The sequence below is a fragment of the Paraburkholderia caffeinitolerans genome (assembly GCF_902859945.1).
Taxonomy (GTDB): Bacteria; Pseudomonadota; Gammaproteobacteria; order Burkholderiales; family Burkholderiaceae; genus Paraburkholderia; species Paraburkholderia caffeinitolerans.
This window is the reverse complement of sequence record NZ_CADIKL010000008.1, coordinates 225,873-244,736: the sequence shown is the minus strand read 5'-3', so window position 1 is coordinate 244,736 and position 18,864 is coordinate 225,873. Positions and strand designations below refer to the sequence as shown.

Sequence of the window (18,864 nt, the reverse complement as noted above, 5' to 3'; positions counted from 1 at the left end):
TCGTCGGTGACCGAGCTGATGAAATCGGGCGATACCTCGGTGCCGTAGCTTTCGGCCAGAAAGGCCTGAATCTCGCGCACACTCATGCCGCGCGCGTACATCGCGATGATGTGACCTGCAGCGGAGCGGCTTAGCTCAACGAATTTTTAGCGGAGCGGAAACGGCTTGTTCGCCGTGCCCGTGGCCAACTCTCTGCGCCATTTCCGCTCCGCTAAAAATCCTCTGGATTATCGCGGCTACATCACTGGCTCTGCCGCGCCGTCTGGGCGGAGTCCTTCCATTGCTTTCTGTTGCCTTACTTGTTTCAGTTTTTATTGGGTGACACTCAGGCGCCTGTTTTCGTTTTTGTTGTTTTCTTTTTTCATTTTTTTTGTGCTCGAACACTTACACCGCATGGTTTACTTATCCGGAAAATAAACTACACTGATGAGTCTACTTTGTGGGAAGGTTCCATGGCATCGATCCCTGATTCTCTTGGTCGCACACTCGGATTCGCCGCCGCGCGGCGTTCGCGCGTCATCTCGGGCGGCTCGCCGCAGCACGACGGCACACGCTTTCGCAACGTGCGCCCGCGTCCGCAGGAGCGGTTCACGAAGACCCTCGGCATTGCGTGGAACGTGCTGTTCAGGAAGCCGCAAGGCACGGCGCCGGCTGGCGCGCTGCCCGTCGACGCGCTGAGCCGCGCCGACCTCGATGCAGCGCCCGACCGCAGCCTGTACCGGCTCGGCCATTCGACGCTGCTTTTGAAACTGCGCGGCGAATACTGGCTCACCGACCCCGTGTTCGGCGAGCGCGCCTCGCCGTTCAAACGCATGGGCCCGAAGCGCTTTCATGCGCCGCCCATTGCGCTTGCCGACCTGCCGCCGCTGCGCGGCGTGATTCTTTCGCACGATCATTACGACCACCTCGACCGCGAGACCGTGCTTGCGCTCGACGCTCGTACCGGGGTGTTTCTCACGCCGTTGGGCGTGGGCGATCGGCTGATCGAGTGGGGCATCGATGCGGCCAAGGTGCGCCAACTCGACTGGTGGCAGAGCGCGGAGGTGGCGGGCATTACCTTCACGGCCACGCCCGCGCAGCACTTCTCGGGGCGCAGCCTGTTCGACGGCGACAGTACGCTGTGGGCCTCGTGGGTGATCGCCGATGCCGATCTGCGCGTGTTCTTCAGCGGCGATACGGGCTATTTCGACGGCTTTCGCGAGATTGGCGAGCGCCTCGGGCCGTTCGACGTCACGCTGATCGAGACCGGCGCTTATGACGCGCAGTGGCCATATGTGCATATGCAGCCCGAGGAAACGGTGCAGGCGCACCTCGACTTGCGCGGCCGCTGGCTCGTGCCGATCCACAACGGCACCTTCGATCTGGCGATGCACCGCTGGCAGGAGCCGTTCGAGCGCGTGACGGGCCTGTCGCTCGCGCGCGGCGTGGCGCTGGCGACGCCGCGCATGGGCGAGCGACTTGATCTAGTGGAGCCGCAGCGCGGTGAGCGGTGGTGGCGCGAGGCGGCGAGCGAGGTGGAGGCAACGCGCGGACGCGCGCGTGGGTGGTGGCTGTGCAGGGAGGAGGGTGGGACGGGGTCGTGAGGGGACAACTCGCCTCCTTTATCGACGCTTTCAAAGCCTCGGCGTCGATTGCGCAGCGAATCGCTTGTGTGTCATTGGCGATTGAAGTTTGATGGCTTCTTTCGAAGTTCGATACGGTAAAACGTCTTTACGCCGGTAGCCGTGACCAATTCCTGCTGGGACCAGGCGAGCAGCGCATGTGCTGCTCGCACCTGTTTTGACGTGAGATCGGATGGAGGAGTAAATCGGCTCTTGGTCATATAAAACATATGACATTGCTGTTTTTGGGGATGGAAAATGGTCCTTTGTGTCGATAAATGGATATTTTTGCCGACAAGTAGTAATGCCAAGGCTCTATCTTCAATGACTCATCGACCATGCGCGCGTTATCTGGTTCGGGAGCGCGGCGAGAACAACGCCTATCTGCCGTGGTGGGGCCGCCGTTACGACACACAGTATGGCCAGCAAGGCTGGTCGTGGTGAACCTGGATTCTGCTCCTGCGTTAAAAACAAAAACCGCCGGCGAGAGCCGGCGGTTTGAACAGCAAGGCGGTTAAACCCTGCGCGCCCCTAGGCCTTGATCCCCGGCGACCGCGTTGGCGCGGTCGGCGGCGCCACGGCAGGCGCCGGAGCGCGCTGCACTGGCTCCACGATCACCACCGGGTCCGGCATGGCCCACAGCGGCACCGCGAAGACCACGTTCTGCGGCGCTGGCACCGCGAATCCACCGGCGAATGCGGAATGCTGGAGTACCACCATCTGCTGTTGCATGGCCATCATTTGCTGCTGCATCGCCACCATTTGCGCCTGGGCCATCTGCATCTGCCGCAGCGCGACGGCGGACGGCGCGCCACCCGTGCTCGTCTGCATTTCATAGCTGGCGCTGCCGCCCGGGCTGTGCCAACTCCACGTACTCACCTTCATCGGGCCCATCGCCGTCTGGACGACGTGGGTTTCAGCCTTCACCGGCACCGCCTGACCGTTGACGTTGACGAACATCGGCTGGGCGGCGTGCTGGGCATCCATCTGGGCACTTGCTTCACCGGCAAGCGCAAGCATCGGGGCGAGCGCCAGCGCGCCCAACGCCAAATACGAACGTAATCGCATTTTCGTACCTCCTTCGATCGATATTGCTCGAATCAAGACGAAAGACTCATGCAACTCCCGGAGGGAGTCGCCAAAAACTATGCGGGCGCAGCCTTAAGCGAGGATTAAAGCCCCGGTCCAACGAGCGCGCGCCGGTGCCGTGCCGCACATCCTGACGAATTTCCACCAGAGGCTTTCAAAACGCATAAGGCTTTGCTAAGATGCCGCCCGATGTGTAATGAGAATGAGTCGTATTTGTGTTCCGGAAATTTTCCGGCGCGGAAGGCTCCACCAACTCTGGCCGATATGAACAACCAACGAATCACACGCCGTACGGGGCGCGTGCTCCACCGCCCCGTGCGGATTGCCGCCTGGCTGACGTTTGCCGCCGCGGCCCAGTCCGCTTTCGCCCAATCCGCAGCGGACGGGGGCGCTGCCCAGCAGGCGCATCCCGCAAGCGGCGCAAACGCCGCAAACGCCGCGACACCCGACGGGGCCGCCCCTGGCACAGCGTCGTCCACCGCAGCGTCGTCCGCCACCGAGCAGTCGCTGCCCGCCGTGAAGGTGAGCGCTGCCGCCGTGACTGACTCGCCGCTGCATCTGGACACGCCGGTGTCGAACGGCGCGCTCGGCACGCGCTCGCAGCTCGATACGCCGTTCTCGACCACCGTGGTCACGGGCGAAGACCTCGCCGACCGTCAGGTCAACAAGCTCGGCGACGTATTCGCCGGCGATGCCTCGGTCACCGACAACAGCAACGCCTATAGCGCGTGGGCGACCTACATCACGATTCGCGGCCTGCCCATCGATTGGCAGAACGGCTTTCGCATCGACGGCAATCCGTTCATTTCATACGGCATCACCATGCCCTACGAAAATCTCGAGCGCGTCGAATTGCTCAAGGGGCTCGGCGGTTTCATGTACGGCTTCGCGCAGCCGGGCGGCGTGGTCAATTACGTGACGAAGAAGCCGGGCCAGGACCCGGTCTCGAGCCTCGACCTCGGTTATCGCATGGACGGCGTGCTCACCCAGCACGTCGATTTGAGCCGCCGCTTCGGCCCCGACGGCATGTTCGGCGCGCGCATCAACTACACGCATGAGGCCGGCAAGACCTACAACGCGGGCGACATCAACCGCAACTCGCTGGCGCTGGCGCTCGACGGGCAGCTCACGCGCGACCTGCAGGTCTATTTCAACGCGATCTATCAGCAAAGCCGTTCGAGCGGCCAGACGCCGGCCATCTACACGGGCAGTTATACGGCTTCGAGCCTGCCCGCGACGATCAGCGGCGGCACCAACTGGCTCGCCGGCCCCGATCAGCATCTAAACACCAACCTGCAGCTCTACACGGCTGGCGTCAAATACCAGATCGCGCCCGACTGGACCTTCAACACCTCGGCGAGCTATAGCAAGTCCACGCGCGACCGCAACGAAAGCACGCTCACGCTGCTCGACCAGGCGGGCAACTACACCGATAGCCGTTGGAACGGCGATGAAGGCCACCAGGACATCTACTGGCAGGGCGCCTTCGAAGGCAAGGTGAAGACCGGGCCGCTCACGCATCATCTGGTGTTGGGCGCGGCGGTCCAGCATCAGACCAACGACTATGGCACGGCGGCGAGCACGGTCATCAAGACGCTCGGCGAGGGCAATCTCTACGAGCCCAATCCGTTCCGTTATTACTCGGGCAGCGGCCTGCAAAAATACCGCGCGAGCGAGATCAACCAGAAGTCGCTGTTCGTGAGCGACACCGTCGATCTGACGAGCCGCTGGTCGCTGCTCGCAGGCGTGCGCTACACGAATTACGATCAAGAATCCTTCGCCGAATCGGGCGCGACGACTGCGTCGTATGGGCAGAACGGCGTTATTACGCCGACCTTCGCGCTCATGTACAAGCTCGAACCGCAAACCACGCTCTATGCGAGCTATGTGGAATCGCTGGAGCCGGGGCAAATCGTTTCGGATATCTATGCAAATGGCGGGTCAGTGCTGAAACCGCTGCGCTCGCGCCAGTACGAGATGGGCATCAAGAGCGAGCATGCGCGCTGGAGTGCGAACGCTGCGCTGTTCCGCATCGAGCGCGGTGCGAGTTACGCGAACGCGCAGAATGTGCTCACGCAGGACGGCGATTCTATCTACCAAGGCATCGAGGCGGGCGGCAGCGTGCGTCTTGGGCGCAGTTGGGAGGTGGCGGGCGACCTCATGCTGCTCGATACGTGGTACGCGAAGGGCCAGCAGTACAACGGCAATCGCGTGGCCGGCGCACCGCAGTTCGTCGCGGCGGCGCGCGTGAGCTACGACGTGCCGTTCGTGCCGGGCCTGCGCCTGGGCGCCGACGCCAAGTACACGGGCAACACGGAGGTGCGTCCGGCCGGCAATCTGGAGACGGGCGGCTACATGCTCGTGAACGTCGGCGCGAACTATATGACGCGCATTGGCGGCCACGACGTGACGCTGCGCGCGGCCATCGACAACCTCACGAACCGCCGCTACTGGATGTTCCAGTACGACAACTACATCGCGCCGGGCGATCCGCGCACGGTGAGCCTCAACGCGAAGATTGATTTTTGATGGGGGGCGCCTAGCTCGGGCCGCGTAGGTGGGGGCGCCTGGCTCGGGGCGCGCAGCCGGGGCGCCTGGCTCGGGCCGCGCAGGTGGCAGCCTGGCTGACCGCGGTCCGGCGTTCGCTTAAAAACCGTGTCGTACATTCAGCGTCGCGCCGGTGCTGCGCGAATGCAGGATCGCGACGCGCGCCGTGCCGGAGAACACCCAGTCGTTGACGGTCAGCGACAACCGCCGCTGCGGTTGCGCGCCGATCGTCAATGTGGCGTTCGGGATTTCGGTGAGCGCGAGTGCGGGCGCTGTCGATTGGCCCATACGGAGATACGCGGATGGCTGCTGGGGCCGCGCCACCCCTGGCGTTGGGCTGAAGCTCTCGCTGCCGAGCCGGAAATCATGGTCGATCTGCACGCTATAGAAGTTCTGCAGTTGCGCGTCGAAGGGCGCGCGCTGCGCTGCCTGATACTGGAATTCATAGCGATGCAAATAGGTCTGCGGTCCCGGAATAGCCGAAACGACTTCCATGGGCAACGGCGCGATACTGGCGACCGTCATTTCCTCGGGCGGAGCTGCGAGCGGGCCGTCCGCGAGCGCGTACCCGCTCAGCAGGAGGCATACCGCGCCGACAATCCTTTCGTTCAGGCACGCCATGGACATGCCTCCTTTGAAGGAATGGAAACGTCACGCCATCAGAATCGTTGTGTCAGAACGGATCGCCCTTATCGCCTGGCGTGCATTCAGACATTCTAGTCACCGAGACGAAGCTTGCTATCCGAATGTATGCGGCAGCGCACAGTCGGGGCGCTGGCGGTCTGCCGCTATCGGTTGTCAGTTTTGCGCTATATGACTTGATCCAGACGCAGGAATACTACGTTAATCAAGAACAAAACTCGGCGGTTCGGCAATGAGAAAGCATGTGGATGGCGCGGCACTGGCCATCATGGTGACGCTGTGCCTGATCTGGGGCTTTCAGCAGGTGGCCATCAAGGCGGTGGCCGGCGACATCGCGCCCATGATGCAGGTGGGCGTGCGCTCGGGCGTCGCGGCAGTGCTCGTCTGGCTGTTCAACCGATTCGTGACGCGCGAGCGCTGGGTGCCTGGCGTCGCGCTGCGTTCGGGGCTCGCGGTGGGCGTGCTGTTCGCGCTCGAATTCCTGTTTGTTGCCGAGGCGCTGCGCTGGACCCACGCCTCGCACGTGGCCGTGCTGCTCTACACCGCGCCCATGTTCGCCGCGATCGGCCTGCATTTGAAGCTGCCCGATGAACGCCTTGCCGGACTTCAATGGGGCGGTATCGGCCTTGCGTTCGCGGGCATCGCCCTCGCGTTTCTCGGGCCAACACTCGTGGGCGGGAGCCGCGGGGCCGGCCCCAACTGGCTGCTCGGCGACTTCATGGCGCTGTGCGGCGGCGTGGCGTGGGGCATGACCACGGTGGTCGTGCGTACCACGCGCCTGAGCGAGGCGCCTCCCACTCAGACGCTCTTCTATCAGCTCGCCTGCGCCTTCTTCCTGCTGTTGCCGTTCGCCTGGGCCACTGGACAGACCACATTTAACAGCGCACCGCTCGGGCTCGCGAGCCTTGCTTTCCAGGCCGTCGCGGTGGCGTTCGTGAGCTACCTGACCTGGTTCTGGCTGCTGCGCCGGTATTTTGCGGCGCGCCTTGGCGTGCTCTCGTTCATGACGCCGCTGTTCGGCGTGGCGATGGGCGTGGTGCTGCTGCACGAGCATGTCGATGCGGCGTTTCTCGTGGGCTCGGCGCTGGTGCTCACGGGGCTTCTGATCGTGAACGGCGAGGCGTGGCTGCGCCAGCTATTCGTGCGCGGCGCCCGCGCCGAGGGCGGCGCGAGCGTTTGAGGGGCGCGGCCTGACGCATCGGGCGCCGTACTCGGCATGACGCCACGCGCGCTATGCTGAAATCGTCATAGCCGTTGCGCCGTTCGAGCAAGACGGCCACGCGGGCGAGACCTACGATTGTCGCCATGAAAACCCTCACCGTAATCGACTCCCATACCGGCGGCGAGCCCACCCGGCTCGTGACCGAAGGCGGCCCCGATCTGGGCCGCGGCCCGCTCAAGGAGCGGCTCGACATCTTCCGCCGCGACTTCGACCGCGAGCGCGCCGGCATCGTCAACGAGCCGCGCGGCTCGGACGTGATGGTCGGTGCGCTGCTGTGCGAACCGCACGATCCCAGTTGCTCGGCCGGCGTGATCTTCTTCAACAATGTGGGCTTTCTCGGCATGTGCGGCCACGGCACGATCGGTCTGATCGTTTCGCTCGCGCATATGGGGCGCATCGCGCCGGGCGTGCACCGCGTCGAAACGCCGGTGGGCGTGGTCGAGGCCGAACTGCATGCGGACCGCAGCGTGACGGTGCGCAATGTGCCCGCGTACCGCTACCGCCAGGGCGTGCCGCTCGACGTGCCGGGCCTCGGCCGCATTCACGGCGATATCGCGTGGGGTGGCAACTGGTTCTTCCTCGTCTCCGATCACGGCCAGCAGCTCGAATTCGCTAACGTCGAATCGCTCACGGAAGTCTCGTGGGCCATCCGCCAGGCGCTCGAAGCCAACGGCATCACGGGCGAAGGCGGCGCGCAGATCGACCATATCGAGTTGTTCGCGCATTCCGATCAGGCGGGCATCGACAGCCGCAATTTCGTGCTGTGCCCCGGCAAGGCCTACGACCGCTCGCCTTGCGGCACCGGCACGAGCGCGAAGATCGCGTGCCTCGCCGCCGACGGCGTGCTCGCGCCGGGCGCGCGCTGGCGCCAGGAGAGCATCGTGGGCAGCGTGTTCGAGGCGCAATACGAAAACGCTGCGGATCTCGCGCCCGGCTACGTGCGCCCGAGCATTCGCGGCACCGCGCACATCAGCGCGGAAGCCAAGCTGATCTTCAGCGACGACGATCCCTTCGCCTGGGGCATTCGCGCGTGACGAAGCCGATGGGTTCCTGTCCCGATGTGATCGTGGTGGGCGCGGGCATCGTGGGCGCAGCGTGCGCGCACGAGCTTGCGCAGCAGGGCGCCGACGTGCTCGTGCTCGATCGAGCGGGCGTGGGTGGCGGCGTGACCGCGGCGGGCATGGGGCACCTCGTGGTGATGGACGATTCGCCCGCGGAGTTTGCGCTTTCCGCATGGTCGCGCGAGTTGTGGCTCGATCTCGCGCCGCGCCTCACTGCGCGCGAGGCGTTCGTGCGCTGCGGCACGCTGTGGGTTGCCGCCGACGACGAAGAATACGCGCTCGCGCAGACGCGCCAGCAGGCGCTTGTGAGCCAGGGCGTGGCGTGCTCGATGCTCGACGCGCAACAGGTGCGCGAAGCGGAGCCCGCGTTGCGCAAGGATTTGCAAGGCGGCATGGTGATTCCCGACGACGCGGTGGTCTACGCACCGGCTGTCGCGTCGTGGCTGCTCGCGCAGCCGGTGAAAGGGCGCGTCACCTGCCGGCTTGGCGCGAGCGTGGCGCGCGTGGATCGCACGGGCGTGGTGCTGGCCGATGGCGAGACGCTGGCGGCCGGCGCGGTGCTGATCGCCAACGGCCTGCAAGCCGCCGAATTGTTGCCCGGTCTGCCGATGCAAGCCAAGAAAGGCCATCTGCTCATCACGGACCGCTACCCCGGCACGGTGCGCCACCAGATTCTCGAACTCGGCTACATCAAGAGCGCGCACAACGCGACCGGCACCTCGGTGGCGTTCAATGTGCAGCCGCGCCCCACGGGGCAATTGCTGATCGGCTCGTCGCGTCAGTTCGACAGCCTCGACGCCGCCGTGGAGCCCGCGATCCTCGCGCGCATGCTGCGGCGCGCCGCCGAGTATCTGCCTGAACTGCCGTCGCTCAACGCGATTCGCGCATGGACGGGCTTCCGGCCCGCGACCAGCGATGGCCTGCCGCTCATCGGCCCGGCCGCGCAATTTTCTGGCGATGTACATCACCCTTCGACATGGCTCGCAACGGGCCACGAAGGCCTGGGCGTGACCACGGCGCTGGCCACGGCCAAATTGATCGCAGCGCAAATGCTCGGCATGCCGGAGGTGTCGAGAATCGACGCCACGCCGTATTTGCCCGCACGCTTCGGGGCAACGGCCACGGCACAAGCGGCAACGACAGGAGCCACGCATGGCTGAGACGATCACGCTCAACGTGGATGGCCAAAGCGTCAGCGTCGCGCGAGGCAGTTCGGTCGTGGCGGCCGTGGCGCTTGCGGCGGGACTACACAAGAGCGATTCGGCCGTGATTACACGCCGCTCGGTGAGCGGCATGCCGCGCGGGCCGCTGTGCGGCATGGGCGTGTGCCAGGAATGCCGCGTGACCATCGACGGCGTGCGGCATCGTCTGGCTTGCCAGACCCTCTGCGCGGACGGCATGAACGTGGTCACGGGGAGAGCCGCCGCATGAAGTTCGACATCCTGATTATTGGCGCGGGCCCGGCGGGACTGAACGCGGCACGCGTGGCGGCGCATGCGGGGGCGAAGGTCGGCATTGTCGACGACAACGCCTTGCCCGGCGGCCAGATCTGGCGTCAGGGCCCCGAGCATCCGCCAGCGGGCCATGCGCGCGAGGCCATCGAGGCGCTCGCGAAACTGCCCAACGTCACGCGCATGAGCGGCACGCGCGTCGTGCAGGCCACCGGCGCGCGGCAATTGCTGCTTGAAGACGCTACGCGCGGCTACACGGTCGACTACGGCAAGCTCATCGTTGCGACGGGCGCGCGCGAACGTTTCCTGCCGTATCCGGGCTGGACGCTGCCGGGCGTCACGGGCGCGGGCGGCCTCCAGGCGCTCGTGAAGGGCGGCATGCCGGTGCGCGGCGAACGCATCGTGATCGCCGGGACGGGGCCGCTCTTATGGGCCGCAGCCGTCACGGCGCGCGAGCACGGCGCACGGGTGGCGGCCATCGTCGAGCAGGCGCAGCCCCATGCGGTGCGCCAATTCGCGACCGGGCTCGTGGCGACGCCCGCGAAGCTCGTGCAGGCGGCGCGCATGCGCTTCGATCTGCGCGCCACGCCGTACTTGTGCGGCGCGCATGTGGCGGCGGCGGGCGGCGAGACGCAACTCACGCACGTGCGCATTCGCAAGGGCAGTGAGGAAACCCGCATCGATTGCGAGCGCCTCGCATGCGCTTATGGACTCGTGCCGAATACGCTCGTGGGCGCGGCGCTCGGTTGCAAGATCGACGAAACGCAGGGCATGGCTGCGATCGTCGTCGATGAGATGCAGACTACCTCGCTGCCCGATGTCTACGCGGCGGGCGAATGCACGGGTGTGGGCGGCATGGAACTGGCGGTCGTAGAAGGCCGCATTGCAGCGCACGCGGCGCTTGGCGAGGCGGATCAGGCGCGGGCGTTGTTCGCTCAACGCGCGCGCTATCGGCGCTTTGCCGAGCGCATGCACGCAGCGTTCGCGCTCGATCCGCAATTGCGCACGCTCGCGGAGCCCGATACGGTGCTGTGCCGTTGCGAGGACGTGCGCTTCGGCGACGCCGCACAGCATCGCTCATGGCGCGACGCCAAGCTGCAGACGCGCTGCGGCATGGGGCCTTGCCAGGGCAAGATTTGCGGCGAAGCGGCGGCGTTCTGCTTCGGCTGGCCGCGCACTGGACAGAATGGCCAGCGCCCGCCGTTTTCGCCCGCGCGCATCGGCACTTTGCTCGAAGTGAGCAGCGAGGCATAACGCCGGATCGATGCGTTCGCGCACCCGACGGGCGGCCCGGCACTTCGGCCGCCCGATTTATTTCGCGGATGCCCAAGCCCGCAAGGCAAGGGCATAATCGAGCGGATCCCGACTCGATACGCCGCGCAATGTCCGCTCTGGTTCTGCCCGCCGCCCTGGAAAACACGACGCTGCCGCAGATGGTGGCGCACTTCTCCCTGCTCGAACCGCTCTTCGACGCCATGCCCGATGTGGTCTTCTTCGTGAAGGACCACGAGGCGCGCTATGTGATCGCCAACCTCACGCTCGCGGCGCGCTGCGGCTTCAAGGACAAGCGCGCGCTGCTCGGCAAGACGGCGGAAGAAGTCTTCCCGAGGCGTTTCGGCCGCATCTACACGGAGCAGGACCAGGCCGTCGTGCGCCTGAACAGCCGGCTCATCGACCAGCTCGAACTGCATCTGTATCCGGGGCGCCAGCCGGGCTGGTGCCTGACCTCGAAGGTGCCGCTGCAAGACGCCCAAGGACGCGTGCTGGGCGTGGCCGGCATCTCGCGCGACCTGCAGGCGGCGGAGGGCACGCATCCCGCGTATCAGCGCCTTGCCGTTGCCGCGAAGTACATCCAGGACAACTATGCGCAGCCGCTCAAGCTCTCGCACCTGGCCACGCTCATCGACATGTCGGTTGCGCAGATCGAGCGCTATTTCCACAAGATCTTCCACCTCACGCCGCGCCAGATGCTGCTGAAGACGCGGCTGGACGCGGCCTCGGAACTGCTTGCGGGCGACCTCAGCATCACCGACGTGGCCACGCGCTGCGGCTATAACGATCACAGCGCGTTCACGCGGCAATTCAAGGCCACGGTGGGGCTCACGCCGAGCCAGTACCGCGCGCTGCTGCATCCGCAATCCGGCGACGCCGATTCCGCCGGCGCTTAAGCCCCGCGCCGGTGCGATTCCCCCGAGATTCTCCTGGGGTTGTCCCGGATAAATCGGCATGCGCGCGCGCCTGGGCGCCCGACTGTGCCGATTTCGTCTTCCTGGGTCGCGAAAGCTCTCAAGATTTAAACACGCCGGATAGCGATACTTCTCCCATCGCCACACCCCATGTTGGCGGATCCATTCACCGAAGGAGATTGTCACCGTGAGCCGTAACGCTATCCAATGGAGCGGGGTGTTTCCCGCCGTCAGCACCCAGTTCAAGCCGGACTTCTCGGTCGACATCGAGGCAACCCACCGGGTGGTGAGCAACCTCGTCAAGGACGGCGTGTCGGGCCTCGTGGTGTGCGGCACCGTGGGCGAGAACACTTCGCTGAACACGAGCGAGAAGCTGGCGGTGATCGAAGCCGCGCGTGACGCGGCGGGCGGCAAGGTGCCGGTGATCGCGGGCGTGGCCGAATTCACCACCGAGTTCGCGCGCCAGACCGTGCGCGAAGCGCAGCGCGTGGGCGTGGACGGCGTGATGGTGATGCCGGCGCTCGTGTACTCGGCCAAGCCGCACGAGACCGCTGCGCACTTCCGCGCGGTGGCGTCGAGCACCGACCTGCCGGTGATGGTCTACAACAACCCGCCGATCTACAAGAACGACGTTACGCCCGACGTGCTGATCGCCATTCAGGATTGCGAGAACATCGTCTGCTTCAAGGATTCGTCGGGCGATACGAGCCGCTTCATCGATCTGCGCAACGCCGTGGGCGACCGCTTCGTGCTGTTCGCGGGCCTCGACGACGTGGTGGTCGAGAGCATTGCCGTGGGCGCCGAAGGCTGGGTCTCGGGTATGTCGAACGTGTTCCCGAAGGAAGGCGAGACGTTGTTCCGCCTCGCGAAGCAAAAGCGCTTTGACGAAGCGCTCGCGCTCTACCGCTGGTTCATGCCGCTGCTGCACCTCGACGCACGCCCCGACCTCGTGCAGTGCATCAAGTTGTGCGAAGAACTCGTGGGCCGTGGCAGCGCGCTCACGCGTGCGCCGCGCCTCGCGCTGGAAGGCGAAGCGCTCGCGCACGTGAAGGCCGTGATGGAGAAGGCGCTCGCAACGCGCCCGCAATTGCCCGACGTGGGCCTCTAAAGCCTGGCGTTCTTGAACGCGAGTTTTCCATTCGTTTTGAAATCGGGCCTTACTGGCCCGGTTTGCATTTTTGCAGGTGCAATATGACCATTACCGGCCAGTCGCTGATCGGCGCGGCAAGCGTGCCAGGCACAAACGGCGCATTTCACGGCATCGACGCGCGCACCGGCGACGCGCTCGAACCCGCATTCGGCGGCGCGACCCAGCACGATCTCGAGCGCGCATGCACGCTTGCGGAAGCCGCTTTCGACACTTACCGCGAGACCGATCTGGAAGCCCGCGCGGCCTTTCTCGAAACGATAGGAGAACAGATCAATGCCATCGGCGATGCGCTGATCGAACGCTGCATGGCCGAAACCGGTTTGCCGCGCGCGCGCATCGAGGGCGAGCGCGGACGCACGGTTACGCAACTCCGGCTCTTTGCGGCGGTGCTGCGCAACGGCGATTGCGTCGATGCGCGCATCGATCCGGCGCAGCCCGAGCGCAGGCCGCTGCCGCGCGTGGACCTGCGGCTGCGCAATATCGCGCTGGGGCCGGTGGCGGTGTTCGGCGCGTCGAATTTCCCGCTGGCGTTTTCGGTGGCGGGCGGCGATACGGCATCGGCGCTGGCGGCCGGCTGCCCCGTGATCGTGAAGGCGCATGGCGCGCATCCGGGCACGTCCGAACTCGTGGGGCGCGCGATCCAGCGCGCCGTGCAAATCTGCGGCCTGCCCGAGGGTGTGTTCTCAATGCTGTTCGACAGCGGGATCGCCATCGGCCAGGCGCTGGTGGCCGATCACCGCATCAAGGCGGTGGGCTTCACGGGCTCGCGCGCAGCGGGCGTGGCGCTCATGAAGATTGCGAACGCGCGCCCCGAGCCGATTCCCGTCTATGCGGAAATGAGCGCGATCAACCCGGTGGTGCTGCTGCCGGGCGCGCTGGCGGCGCGCGGCGCGGCGATTGCGCAGCCGTTCACGGTTTCGCTCACGCAGGGCGCGGGGCAGTTCTGCACCAATCCCGGCCTGGTGCTCGCCGTGCAAGGCGAGTCCCTGGATGCATTCGAGCAGGCCGCGAGCGCGGCGCTTGCCAACATCGGCGCAGCGACGATGCTCACGCCCGGCATTCACGCGAACTACTGCAAGGGCGTCGAGCGTCTCGCCGCGAACCCCAACGTGGAACAACTGGCAAGCGGCGCGGAAGGCGGTCGTTTCGACGCTCAGGCGGCGCTCTTCGCGACCACGGCCGATGCGTTCCTCGCTCAGCCCGCGCTGCGCGACGAAGTGTTCGGCCCGGCGTCGCTGATCGTGCGCTGCAAGGATCTGAACGAACTGCATGGCGTGCTCAAGGGGCTGGAAGGCCAATTGACGGTGGCCGTGCATCTGGACGCCGCCGACCATGAGGCTTGCCGCATGCTTTTGCCGACGCTCGAGCGCAAGGCGGGCCGAATTCTAGTAAACGGCTTTGGCACGGGCGTGGAAGTCGGCCATGCGATGGTGCACGGCGGGCCGTTCCCGGCAACCACGGATGCGCGCACGACCTCGGTGGGCAGCCGCGCCATCGAGCGCTTCCTGCGCCCGGTCTCGTATCAGGACTTGCCCGACGCTTTGCTGCCCGCAGCGCTGCGCGCCGCCAATCCGCTTGGGATTACGCGTCGCGTGGATGGCGTGATCGATCACGAGGTGCGTAAGGATGACTAATCAAAATGCAGGCGTCGTGCTTTCGCTCGACGAACTTTTTTCTCTGGCGCGCAAGGCGCTCGTGCACCATGGCCTGTCGCTCGCGCACGCGGAGGCGATCGCGCACGTCATCACTCAGGGTCAGCGCGACGAGTGCCATTCGCACGGCATCTACCGCTTGCTCGGCTGCGTGCGTTCCGTGCGCAGCGGCAAGGTCGATCCGAGTGCGGAGCCCACCTTGCGCAATGTGTCGCCGGGCGTGCTTGCCGTGGATGCGCATTACGGCTTTTCGCTGCTCGCCTTCGAGCGCGGTTTGCCGGTGCTCGCGGAAAAGGCCCGCACGCAAGGCATCGCAGCGATGGCGATCAATCGCTGCTTCCATTTCTCGGCGCTATGGCCCGAAGTGGAGGCGATTGCGGCGCAAGGCCTGGTCGGCCTCGCGATGAACCCCAGCCATAGCTGGGTCGCGCCGGCCGGCGGCACGCGCGGCGTGTTCGGCACCAATCCGATTGCGTTTGCGTGGCCGCGCGAGCACGGGCATCCGTTCGTGTTCGACTTCGCGACCAGCGCGATCGCGCGCGGCGATATCGAACTGCATGCGCGTGAGGGCAAGCCCATCCCCGATCATTGGGCCATCGACAGCGAAGGCAAGCCGACCACCGACGCGCGCGCCGCGCTGGAGGGCGCGATGCAGACCTTCGGCGGCCACAAGGGCTCGGCGCTGGCGGCCATGGTGGAATTGCTCGCGGGCGCGTTGATCGGCGATCTCACGAGCATGGAGTCGCAGGCCTTCGACGATGGCGCAGGGGCAAGCCCTTGCCACGGTGAACTGGTCATAGCCATCGACCCGCGCCGGTTCCTCGGTGCGGATTACGCGGCGGGGCAGGAGCGGGCCGAGCGGTTGTTTGCGGCGGTGGTCGACCAGGGCGCGCGTTTGCCTTCGCAGCGGCGGTTCGAGGCGCGCGAGCGCAGCGAGCGCGATGGCGTGCGCATTCCGCAGGCGCTTTACGACGATGTGATGAAGCTGCTCGACTGATCGCGCCCCAAATCGGTCTCCACGTGGAGATTTATTGCAAATTTGGCAATTTTCTCCAATTACGCCGATTAGCATCATCCGCTGCGGCGAGGCTCAAGCCGTGGCGGTTGCCGGTGCCTCGCTCAGCGTCGTGATCGAGCGCAAGCGCACCGGTTGCGAGACCGAGATGATCGCAAGCTGCACACCAAAGCCGATCAGCACACCCACGAGGCAACTGCCGATGCCGAAGCGCGTGCTCAGCCAGGCGCCCAGCATGGCTCCCAAAGGCCGCGCGCCGGCTGTCGCCATCATGATCACCGAAGACACGCGCGCAACGAGCGGGGCAGGCGTCACAATCTGGCGCAGCGACGTGGTGGAGATGGTCCACACGATGGGCCCGAAGCCGAACAGAAAAAACGCCGCGAAAACCGGTGCCTTTGCGTGCACCACGGCGCTGCCCGCCATGAGCGCGGCGGCTACGGCAGCGCACGACGGGCCAAGCAGAATCTGCTGGCCGAACGGGAGCCGCCTGGCGACGCCGTTGTAAAGAAACGCCCCCGCGACCATGCCGAACCCATAGACGCCTAGCGCGAAGCCCACCTCCGGCGCGCTGAACCCGAGCCGATGAATCGCGTACCACGCGAACACGGACAGCAGCAGAAACCACGACGTATTGAACACGAAAGCGGTCGCGACGATGGGGCGCAACCAGGGATTGCCGCCGATAAAACGCAGGCCATCGGCGAGTTCTTGCGCGACGCGCCGGCCCGAGGGCGCACGGCGCGCTTCACGCGGCAGGCGGCCCATGAAGCACGCGCTCGCGAGCGAGAGCGTGAACGCGGCGAGAAAGGCGAGCACGCCGGAACCCCAGCCGGCAAGGATGCCGCCTGCCGAAGGCCCCGCCGTGTAGGCAATGCTGCGTGCGATCTCTAGACGCCGGTTGGCGGCGAGCAGGCCGTCGGCTTCAACCAGCGCGGCCACGAGCGACGGCGCGGCCACGCTGAACACCACGGTGCCGGTGGCGATGGCGAACCCGAGCGCGCCCAGTGTGACGAGCGTGAGCGCGTGAAGCCAGAACAACGCGAACAGCACGAAGAGGGCGGCGGCGCGCAGAAGCTCTGTCGTCACCATGAGATTCTTGCGGCGCACGCGGTCGGCAACGAGGCCTGCGGGCAGCGAGAGCAGCAGAAACGGCAGCGTGTTGGCCGCTTGCAGCGCGGCGGTTTGCTGAGCCGTGGCGTTGAACACGACCACAGCCGCAATCGGAATGACGGCGATGGACATCTGCTCGCTGAATTGTGCGGCGAGGCTCGCGTGAGCGAGACGGTTGACCACGGATGGCGTGTGCGGATGGCTCATGGTGCGGTTTCCGATGCCCGGTTGATTTACCTGGTAGTGCTTTGGAATTGAATCTTCAAAGCAGGCTTATTGGACGACGCGGTTCACAGGCTATGGGATCGAGTTTAGCGACGGGAGACGAGCGGGGGATATCCGGTTCTTGTGGTTCAATTGCGGGCCGCAATCAGCGGGGCGCCGCGGACGTCACGCTGAAATTATTTTCGTACGATCGTACTTAAATCGCCATCTTGGGCGGAACGTGAGAGAGAATGGCGTAGCTTGGCCGCCGCCCTTCCGGCTGGCCACACGCTCAGCGAACTCAACTGCAACGGATCCGCTTCATGGCGCTTTTCGAATTCAACGGCATGCGTCCTCGCGTCGACGCGTCCGCGTATGTGCACCCTTCCGCGGTCGTGATTGGCGACGTGACCATTGGCGCGAATTGCTATATCGGCCCGCATGCGAGCCTGCGCGGCGATTTCGGATCAATCGTGATCGAAGAAGGCAGCAATGTTCAGGATAACTGTACATTGCATGTCGGCATTCGCGAGACCTGCTGGCTGGGTGTCAACAGCCATATCGGACACGGGGCGGTCGTGCACGGCGCCCGTCTCGAACCGGATGTGATGATCGGCATGAATGCCGTTGTCATGGACGGCGTCGTTATCGGCAGGCAAACCATCGTCGCAGCGTGCGCTTTCGTCAAGGCGGGCTGGGAGGTGCCAGCCGCCGTGCTGGTGGCGGGCGTGCCGGGGCGCGTCGTGCGGCGTCTGGATGAAGCGGAGATTGCCGGCAAGGCGGAAGGGACGCGGCTTTATCAGCAGCTAGCGCGGGATTGTTTGCGGACGATGAGGGAGGTGGAGGGGGAGACGCGGTGAGTGCCGTCCGGCGCGCGCCCTACAGACTCTGGTTACGAGCAAGGTTTTGCGGTTGCGACGCGGTTCAGATTGCCCACTTGCACGGTGGCTTGAATCACAAGAGCACGATGCGCATGTGGAGGAATCCACACCTTGAATTCCCCGCTATATCTGCGGTCAGCAATAGGTTCGGGGACATTCCCGCTTGCTCACGCAGATTCTAGGCGTTGCATCGACTGGTTGAATCCGCCGCCATTTTCCGCCGTTTAGCGGCACGGTGCTGGCGCCACTCCAACGGCTTAGGTATGTTTGATAGCCGCCGTTAGCGCAACAGACAGAGGTCGGCCGTCGTGATAGCTGGATCTCAGACGTCGACAATAAGTGATGTTCATTTTACGGCGCGGCGTCTGGCTGTCTGCTCGGATGCGCGTTCTGAAAGGCATGCAATGCGTTGCAGGCGGCGTCGATTTCCAGCAAACGCGGGTATTTGGAGAGATCGATCTCGAAACGTCGCGCATTAAACAGCTGAGGCACCAGACAGCAGTCTGCCAGCGTGGGTCGATCGCCATCACAGAAGCGCCCGGATGAACCCATATCCGCCAGTAAAGCTTCCAGCGCCTCAAGCCCGATCTTCATCTAGTGGCGCATCCATCCCAGCCGTGTTGCCTCGTCGACCTGTATCTCGCGCTCCAGATATTTCAGAACCCGTGGATTGTTGAGCGGATGGATTTCACAAGCGATCGATAGCGCCAATTGCCTCACCTCTGCACGCGCAAATGGTGTGGCGGGCAGCAACGGCGGTTCGGGGTGGCATTCGTCGAGGTATTCGATGATGGCCAACGATTGACGGATGGTTCGACCGTCCTCGCGGTAGCTCGGCACGAGCCCGAAAGGGTTGACCGCGCGGTATGCGGGTTGATGTTGCTGTCCACCGTCACGAAGCAAATGAATGGCGACAGCGCGGTAGTCGAGGCCCTTCAGGTTGAGCGCAATGCGCACCCGGTACGCCGCAGAACTGCGGAAATACGTGTATAGGACGCGATCTGAGACCGCGGCTTCCGGCTTGACCGAATCTGTCATCGATAATTCCCT

Annotated in this window: 16 protein-coding genes and 2 pseudogenes; 12 read left to right on the top strand and 6 right to left on the bottom strand. The window is 65.1% G+C overall.

Going from position 1 to position 18,864, the window contains the following annotated elements; all coding sequences use genetic code 11:
* Positions 1 to 110 (bottom strand): annotated as a pseudogene (locus HV773_RS10945) (transposase); the annotation flags it as partial.
* Positions 111 to 452: 342 nt separating this feature from the next.
* Here HV773_RS10945 and HV773_RS10940 point away from each other — a divergent pair.
* Positions 453 to 1,583 (top strand): MBL fold metallo-hydrolase, encoded by a 1,131-nt coding sequence (locus HV773_RS10940; RefSeq protein ID WP_175195227.1) that lies wholly within the window; start codon positions 453 to 455, stop codon positions 1,581 to 1,583.
* A gap of 549 nt (positions 1,584 to 2,132) precedes the next feature.
* Here HV773_RS10940 and HV773_RS10935 read toward each other — a convergent pair.
* A complete protein-coding gene (locus HV773_RS10935) occupies positions 2,133 to 2,669 on the bottom strand; it encodes a hypothetical protein (RefSeq protein ID WP_175195225.1) in 537 nt (178 codons plus the stop codon).
* Positions 2,670 to 2,954: 285 nt separating this feature from the next.
* Between HV773_RS10935 and HV773_RS10930 the strand changes: the two genes are divergently transcribed.
* Positions 2,955 to 5,219, top strand: coding sequence for a TonB-dependent siderophore receptor (locus HV773_RS10930; RefSeq protein ID WP_246282268.1), 2,265 nt, complete (start codon positions 2,955 to 2,957; stop codon positions 5,217 to 5,219).
* Positions 5,220 to 5,336: 117 nt separating this feature from the next.
* On the opposite strand, the gene HV773_RS10925 is transcribed toward HV773_RS10930, so the two are convergent.
* Positions 5,337 to 5,858 carry a hypothetical protein gene (locus HV773_RS10925; protein WP_175195223.1) on the bottom strand — a complete coding sequence of 174 codons (522 nt, stop codon included), beginning with the start codon at positions 5,856 to 5,858 and terminating at the stop codon, positions 5,337 to 5,339.
* A gap of 253 nt (positions 5,859 to 6,111) precedes the next feature.
* Here HV773_RS10925 and HV773_RS10920 point away from each other — a divergent pair, with 253 nt between their 5' ends.
* The 9 genes from HV773_RS10920 to HV773_RS10880 all read left to right on the top strand — a co-directional run bounded on the left by HV773_RS10920 (position 6,112) and on the right by HV773_RS10880 (position 15,598).
* On the top strand, positions 6,112 to 7,059 hold the full coding sequence (locus tag HV773_RS10920; RefSeq protein WP_175195220.1) for a DMT family transporter: 948 nt from the start codon (positions 6,112 to 6,114) through the stop codon (positions 7,057 to 7,059).
* A gap of 125 nt (positions 7,060 to 7,184) precedes the next feature.
* Positions 7,185 to 8,135 (top strand): 4-hydroxyproline epimerase, encoded by a 951-nt coding sequence (locus tag HV773_RS10915; RefSeq protein WP_175195218.1) that lies wholly within the window; start codon positions 7,185 to 7,187, stop codon positions 8,133 to 8,135.
* A gap of 8 nt (positions 8,136 to 8,143) precedes the next feature.
* On the top strand, positions 8,144 to 9,322 hold the full coding sequence (locus HV773_RS10910; protein ID WP_175195259.1) for an NAD(P)/FAD-dependent oxidoreductase: 1,179 nt from the start codon (positions 8,144 to 8,146) through the stop codon (positions 9,320 to 9,322).
* Entirely contained in the window at positions 9,315 to 9,593 is a 279-nt protein-coding gene (locus tag HV773_RS10905) for a 2Fe-2S iron-sulfur cluster-binding protein (RefSeq protein ID WP_175195217.1), read from the top strand. The genes HV773_RS10910 and HV773_RS10905 overlap by 8 nt, the downstream gene beginning before the upstream one ends.
* Positions 9,590 to 10,867, top strand: coding sequence for an FAD-dependent oxidoreductase (locus HV773_RS10900; protein ID WP_175195215.1), 1,278 nt, complete (start codon positions 9,590 to 9,592; stop codon positions 10,865 to 10,867). Before HV773_RS10905 ends, HV773_RS10900 begins: the two co-directional genes overlap by 4 nt.
* A gap of 128 nt (positions 10,868 to 10,995) precedes the next feature.
* Positions 10,996 to 11,781, top strand: a complete 786-nt coding sequence (locus HV773_RS10895) for an AraC family transcriptional regulator (protein ID WP_175195213.1) — start codon at positions 10,996 to 10,998, stop codon at positions 11,779 to 11,781.
* Between the two features lie 205 nt (positions 11,782 to 11,986).
* Positions 11,987 to 12,907 (top strand): dihydrodipicolinate synthase family protein, encoded by a 921-nt coding sequence (locus HV773_RS10890; RefSeq protein WP_175195211.1) that lies wholly within the window; start codon positions 11,987 to 11,989, stop codon positions 12,905 to 12,907.
* A gap of 83 nt (positions 12,908 to 12,990) precedes the next feature.
* Positions 12,991 to 14,583 (top strand): aldehyde dehydrogenase (NADP(+)), encoded by a 1,593-nt coding sequence (locus HV773_RS10885; RefSeq protein WP_175195209.1) that lies wholly within the window; start codon positions 12,991 to 12,993, stop codon positions 14,581 to 14,583.
* Positions 14,576 to 15,598, top strand: a complete 1,023-nt coding sequence (locus HV773_RS10880) for an Ldh family oxidoreductase (RefSeq protein ID WP_175195207.1) — start codon at positions 14,576 to 14,578, stop codon at positions 15,596 to 15,598. Before HV773_RS10885 ends, HV773_RS10880 begins: the two co-directional genes overlap by 8 nt.
* Positions 15,599 to 15,691: 93 nt before the next feature.
* Here the strand turns inward: HV773_RS10880 and HV773_RS10875 are convergent, their stop codons facing one another.
* On the bottom strand, positions 15,692 to 16,936 hold the full coding sequence (locus HV773_RS10875; protein WP_175195205.1) for an MFS transporter: 1,245 nt from the start codon (positions 16,934 to 16,936) through the stop codon (positions 15,692 to 15,694).
* 320 nt (positions 16,937 to 17,256) lie between these two features.
* On the opposite strand from HV773_RS10875, the gene HV773_RS10870 reads away from it, so the two are divergent.
* Entirely contained in the window at positions 17,257 to 17,793 is a 537-nt protein-coding gene (locus tag HV773_RS10870; protein WP_175195203.1) for an acyltransferase, read from the top strand.
* Between the two features lie 32 nt (positions 17,794 to 17,825).
* Here HV773_RS10870 and HV773_RS10865 read toward each other — a convergent pair whose 3' ends face one another.
* Together HV773_RS10865 and maiA are read right to left on the bottom strand one after the other, a co-directional pair.
* Positions 17,826 to 17,957, bottom strand: coding sequence for a toxin-antitoxin system HicB family antitoxin (locus HV773_RS10865; RefSeq protein WP_175195257.1), 132 nt, complete (start codon positions 17,955 to 17,957; stop codon positions 17,826 to 17,828).
* 208 nt (positions 17,958 to 18,165) lie between these two features.
* Positions 18,166 to 18,852: pseudogene (maiA, locus tag HV773_RS10860) on the bottom strand (maleylacetoacetate isomerase).
* Between the last annotated feature and the right edge of the window lie 12 nt (positions 18,853 to 18,864).

Excerpts from the sequence above, each read along its gene's own strand:
- HV773_RS10895 (WP_175195213.1), top strand. The coding sequence starts at position 10,996 with ATGTCCGCTCTGGTTCTGCCCGCCGCCCTGGAAAACACGACGCTGCCG.
- HV773_RS10915 (WP_175195218.1), top strand. The coding sequence starts at position 7,185 with ATGAAAACCCTCACCGTAATCGACTCCCATACCGGCGGCGAGCCCACC.
- HV773_RS10875 (WP_175195205.1), bottom strand. The coding sequence starts at position 16,936 with ATGAGCCATCCGCACACGCCATCCGTGGTCAACCGTCTCGCTCACGCG.
- HV773_RS10910 (WP_175195259.1), top strand. The coding sequence starts at position 8,144 with ATGGGTTCCTGTCCCGATGTGATCGTGGTGGGCGCGGGCATCGTGGGC.
- HV773_RS10900 (WP_175195215.1), top strand. The coding sequence starts at position 9,590 with ATGAAGTTCGACATCCTGATTATTGGCGCGGGCCCGGCGGGACTGAAC.
- HV773_RS10905 (WP_175195217.1), top strand. The coding sequence starts at position 9,315 with ATGGCTGAGACGATCACGCTCAACGTGGATGGCCAAAGCGTCAGCGTC.
- HV773_RS10880 (WP_175195207.1), top strand. The coding sequence starts at position 14,576 with ATGACTAATCAAAATGCAGGCGTCGTGCTTTCGCTCGACGAACTTTTT.
- HV773_RS10935 (WP_175195225.1), bottom strand. The coding sequence starts at position 2,669 with ATGCGATTACGTTCGTATTTGGCGTTGGGCGCGCTGGCGCTCGCCCCG.
- HV773_RS10870 (WP_175195203.1), top strand. The coding sequence starts at position 17,257 with ATGGCGCTTTTCGAATTCAACGGCATGCGTCCTCGCGTCGACGCGTCC.
- HV773_RS10940 (WP_175195227.1), top strand. The coding sequence starts at position 453 with ATGGCATCGATCCCTGATTCTCTTGGTCGCACACTCGGATTCGCCGCC.
- HV773_RS10920 (WP_175195220.1), top strand. The coding sequence starts at position 6,112 with ATGAGAAAGCATGTGGATGGCGCGGCACTGGCCATCATGGTGACGCTG.
- HV773_RS10925 (WP_175195223.1), bottom strand. The coding sequence starts at position 5,858 with ATGGCGTGCCTGAACGAAAGGATTGTCGGCGCGGTATGCCTCCTGCTG.
- HV773_RS10930 (WP_246282268.1), top strand. The coding sequence starts at position 2,955 with ATGAACAACCAACGAATCACACGCCGTACGGGGCGCGTGCTCCACCGC.
- HV773_RS10885 (WP_175195209.1), top strand. The coding sequence starts at position 12,991 with ATGACCATTACCGGCCAGTCGCTGATCGGCGCGGCAAGCGTGCCAGGC.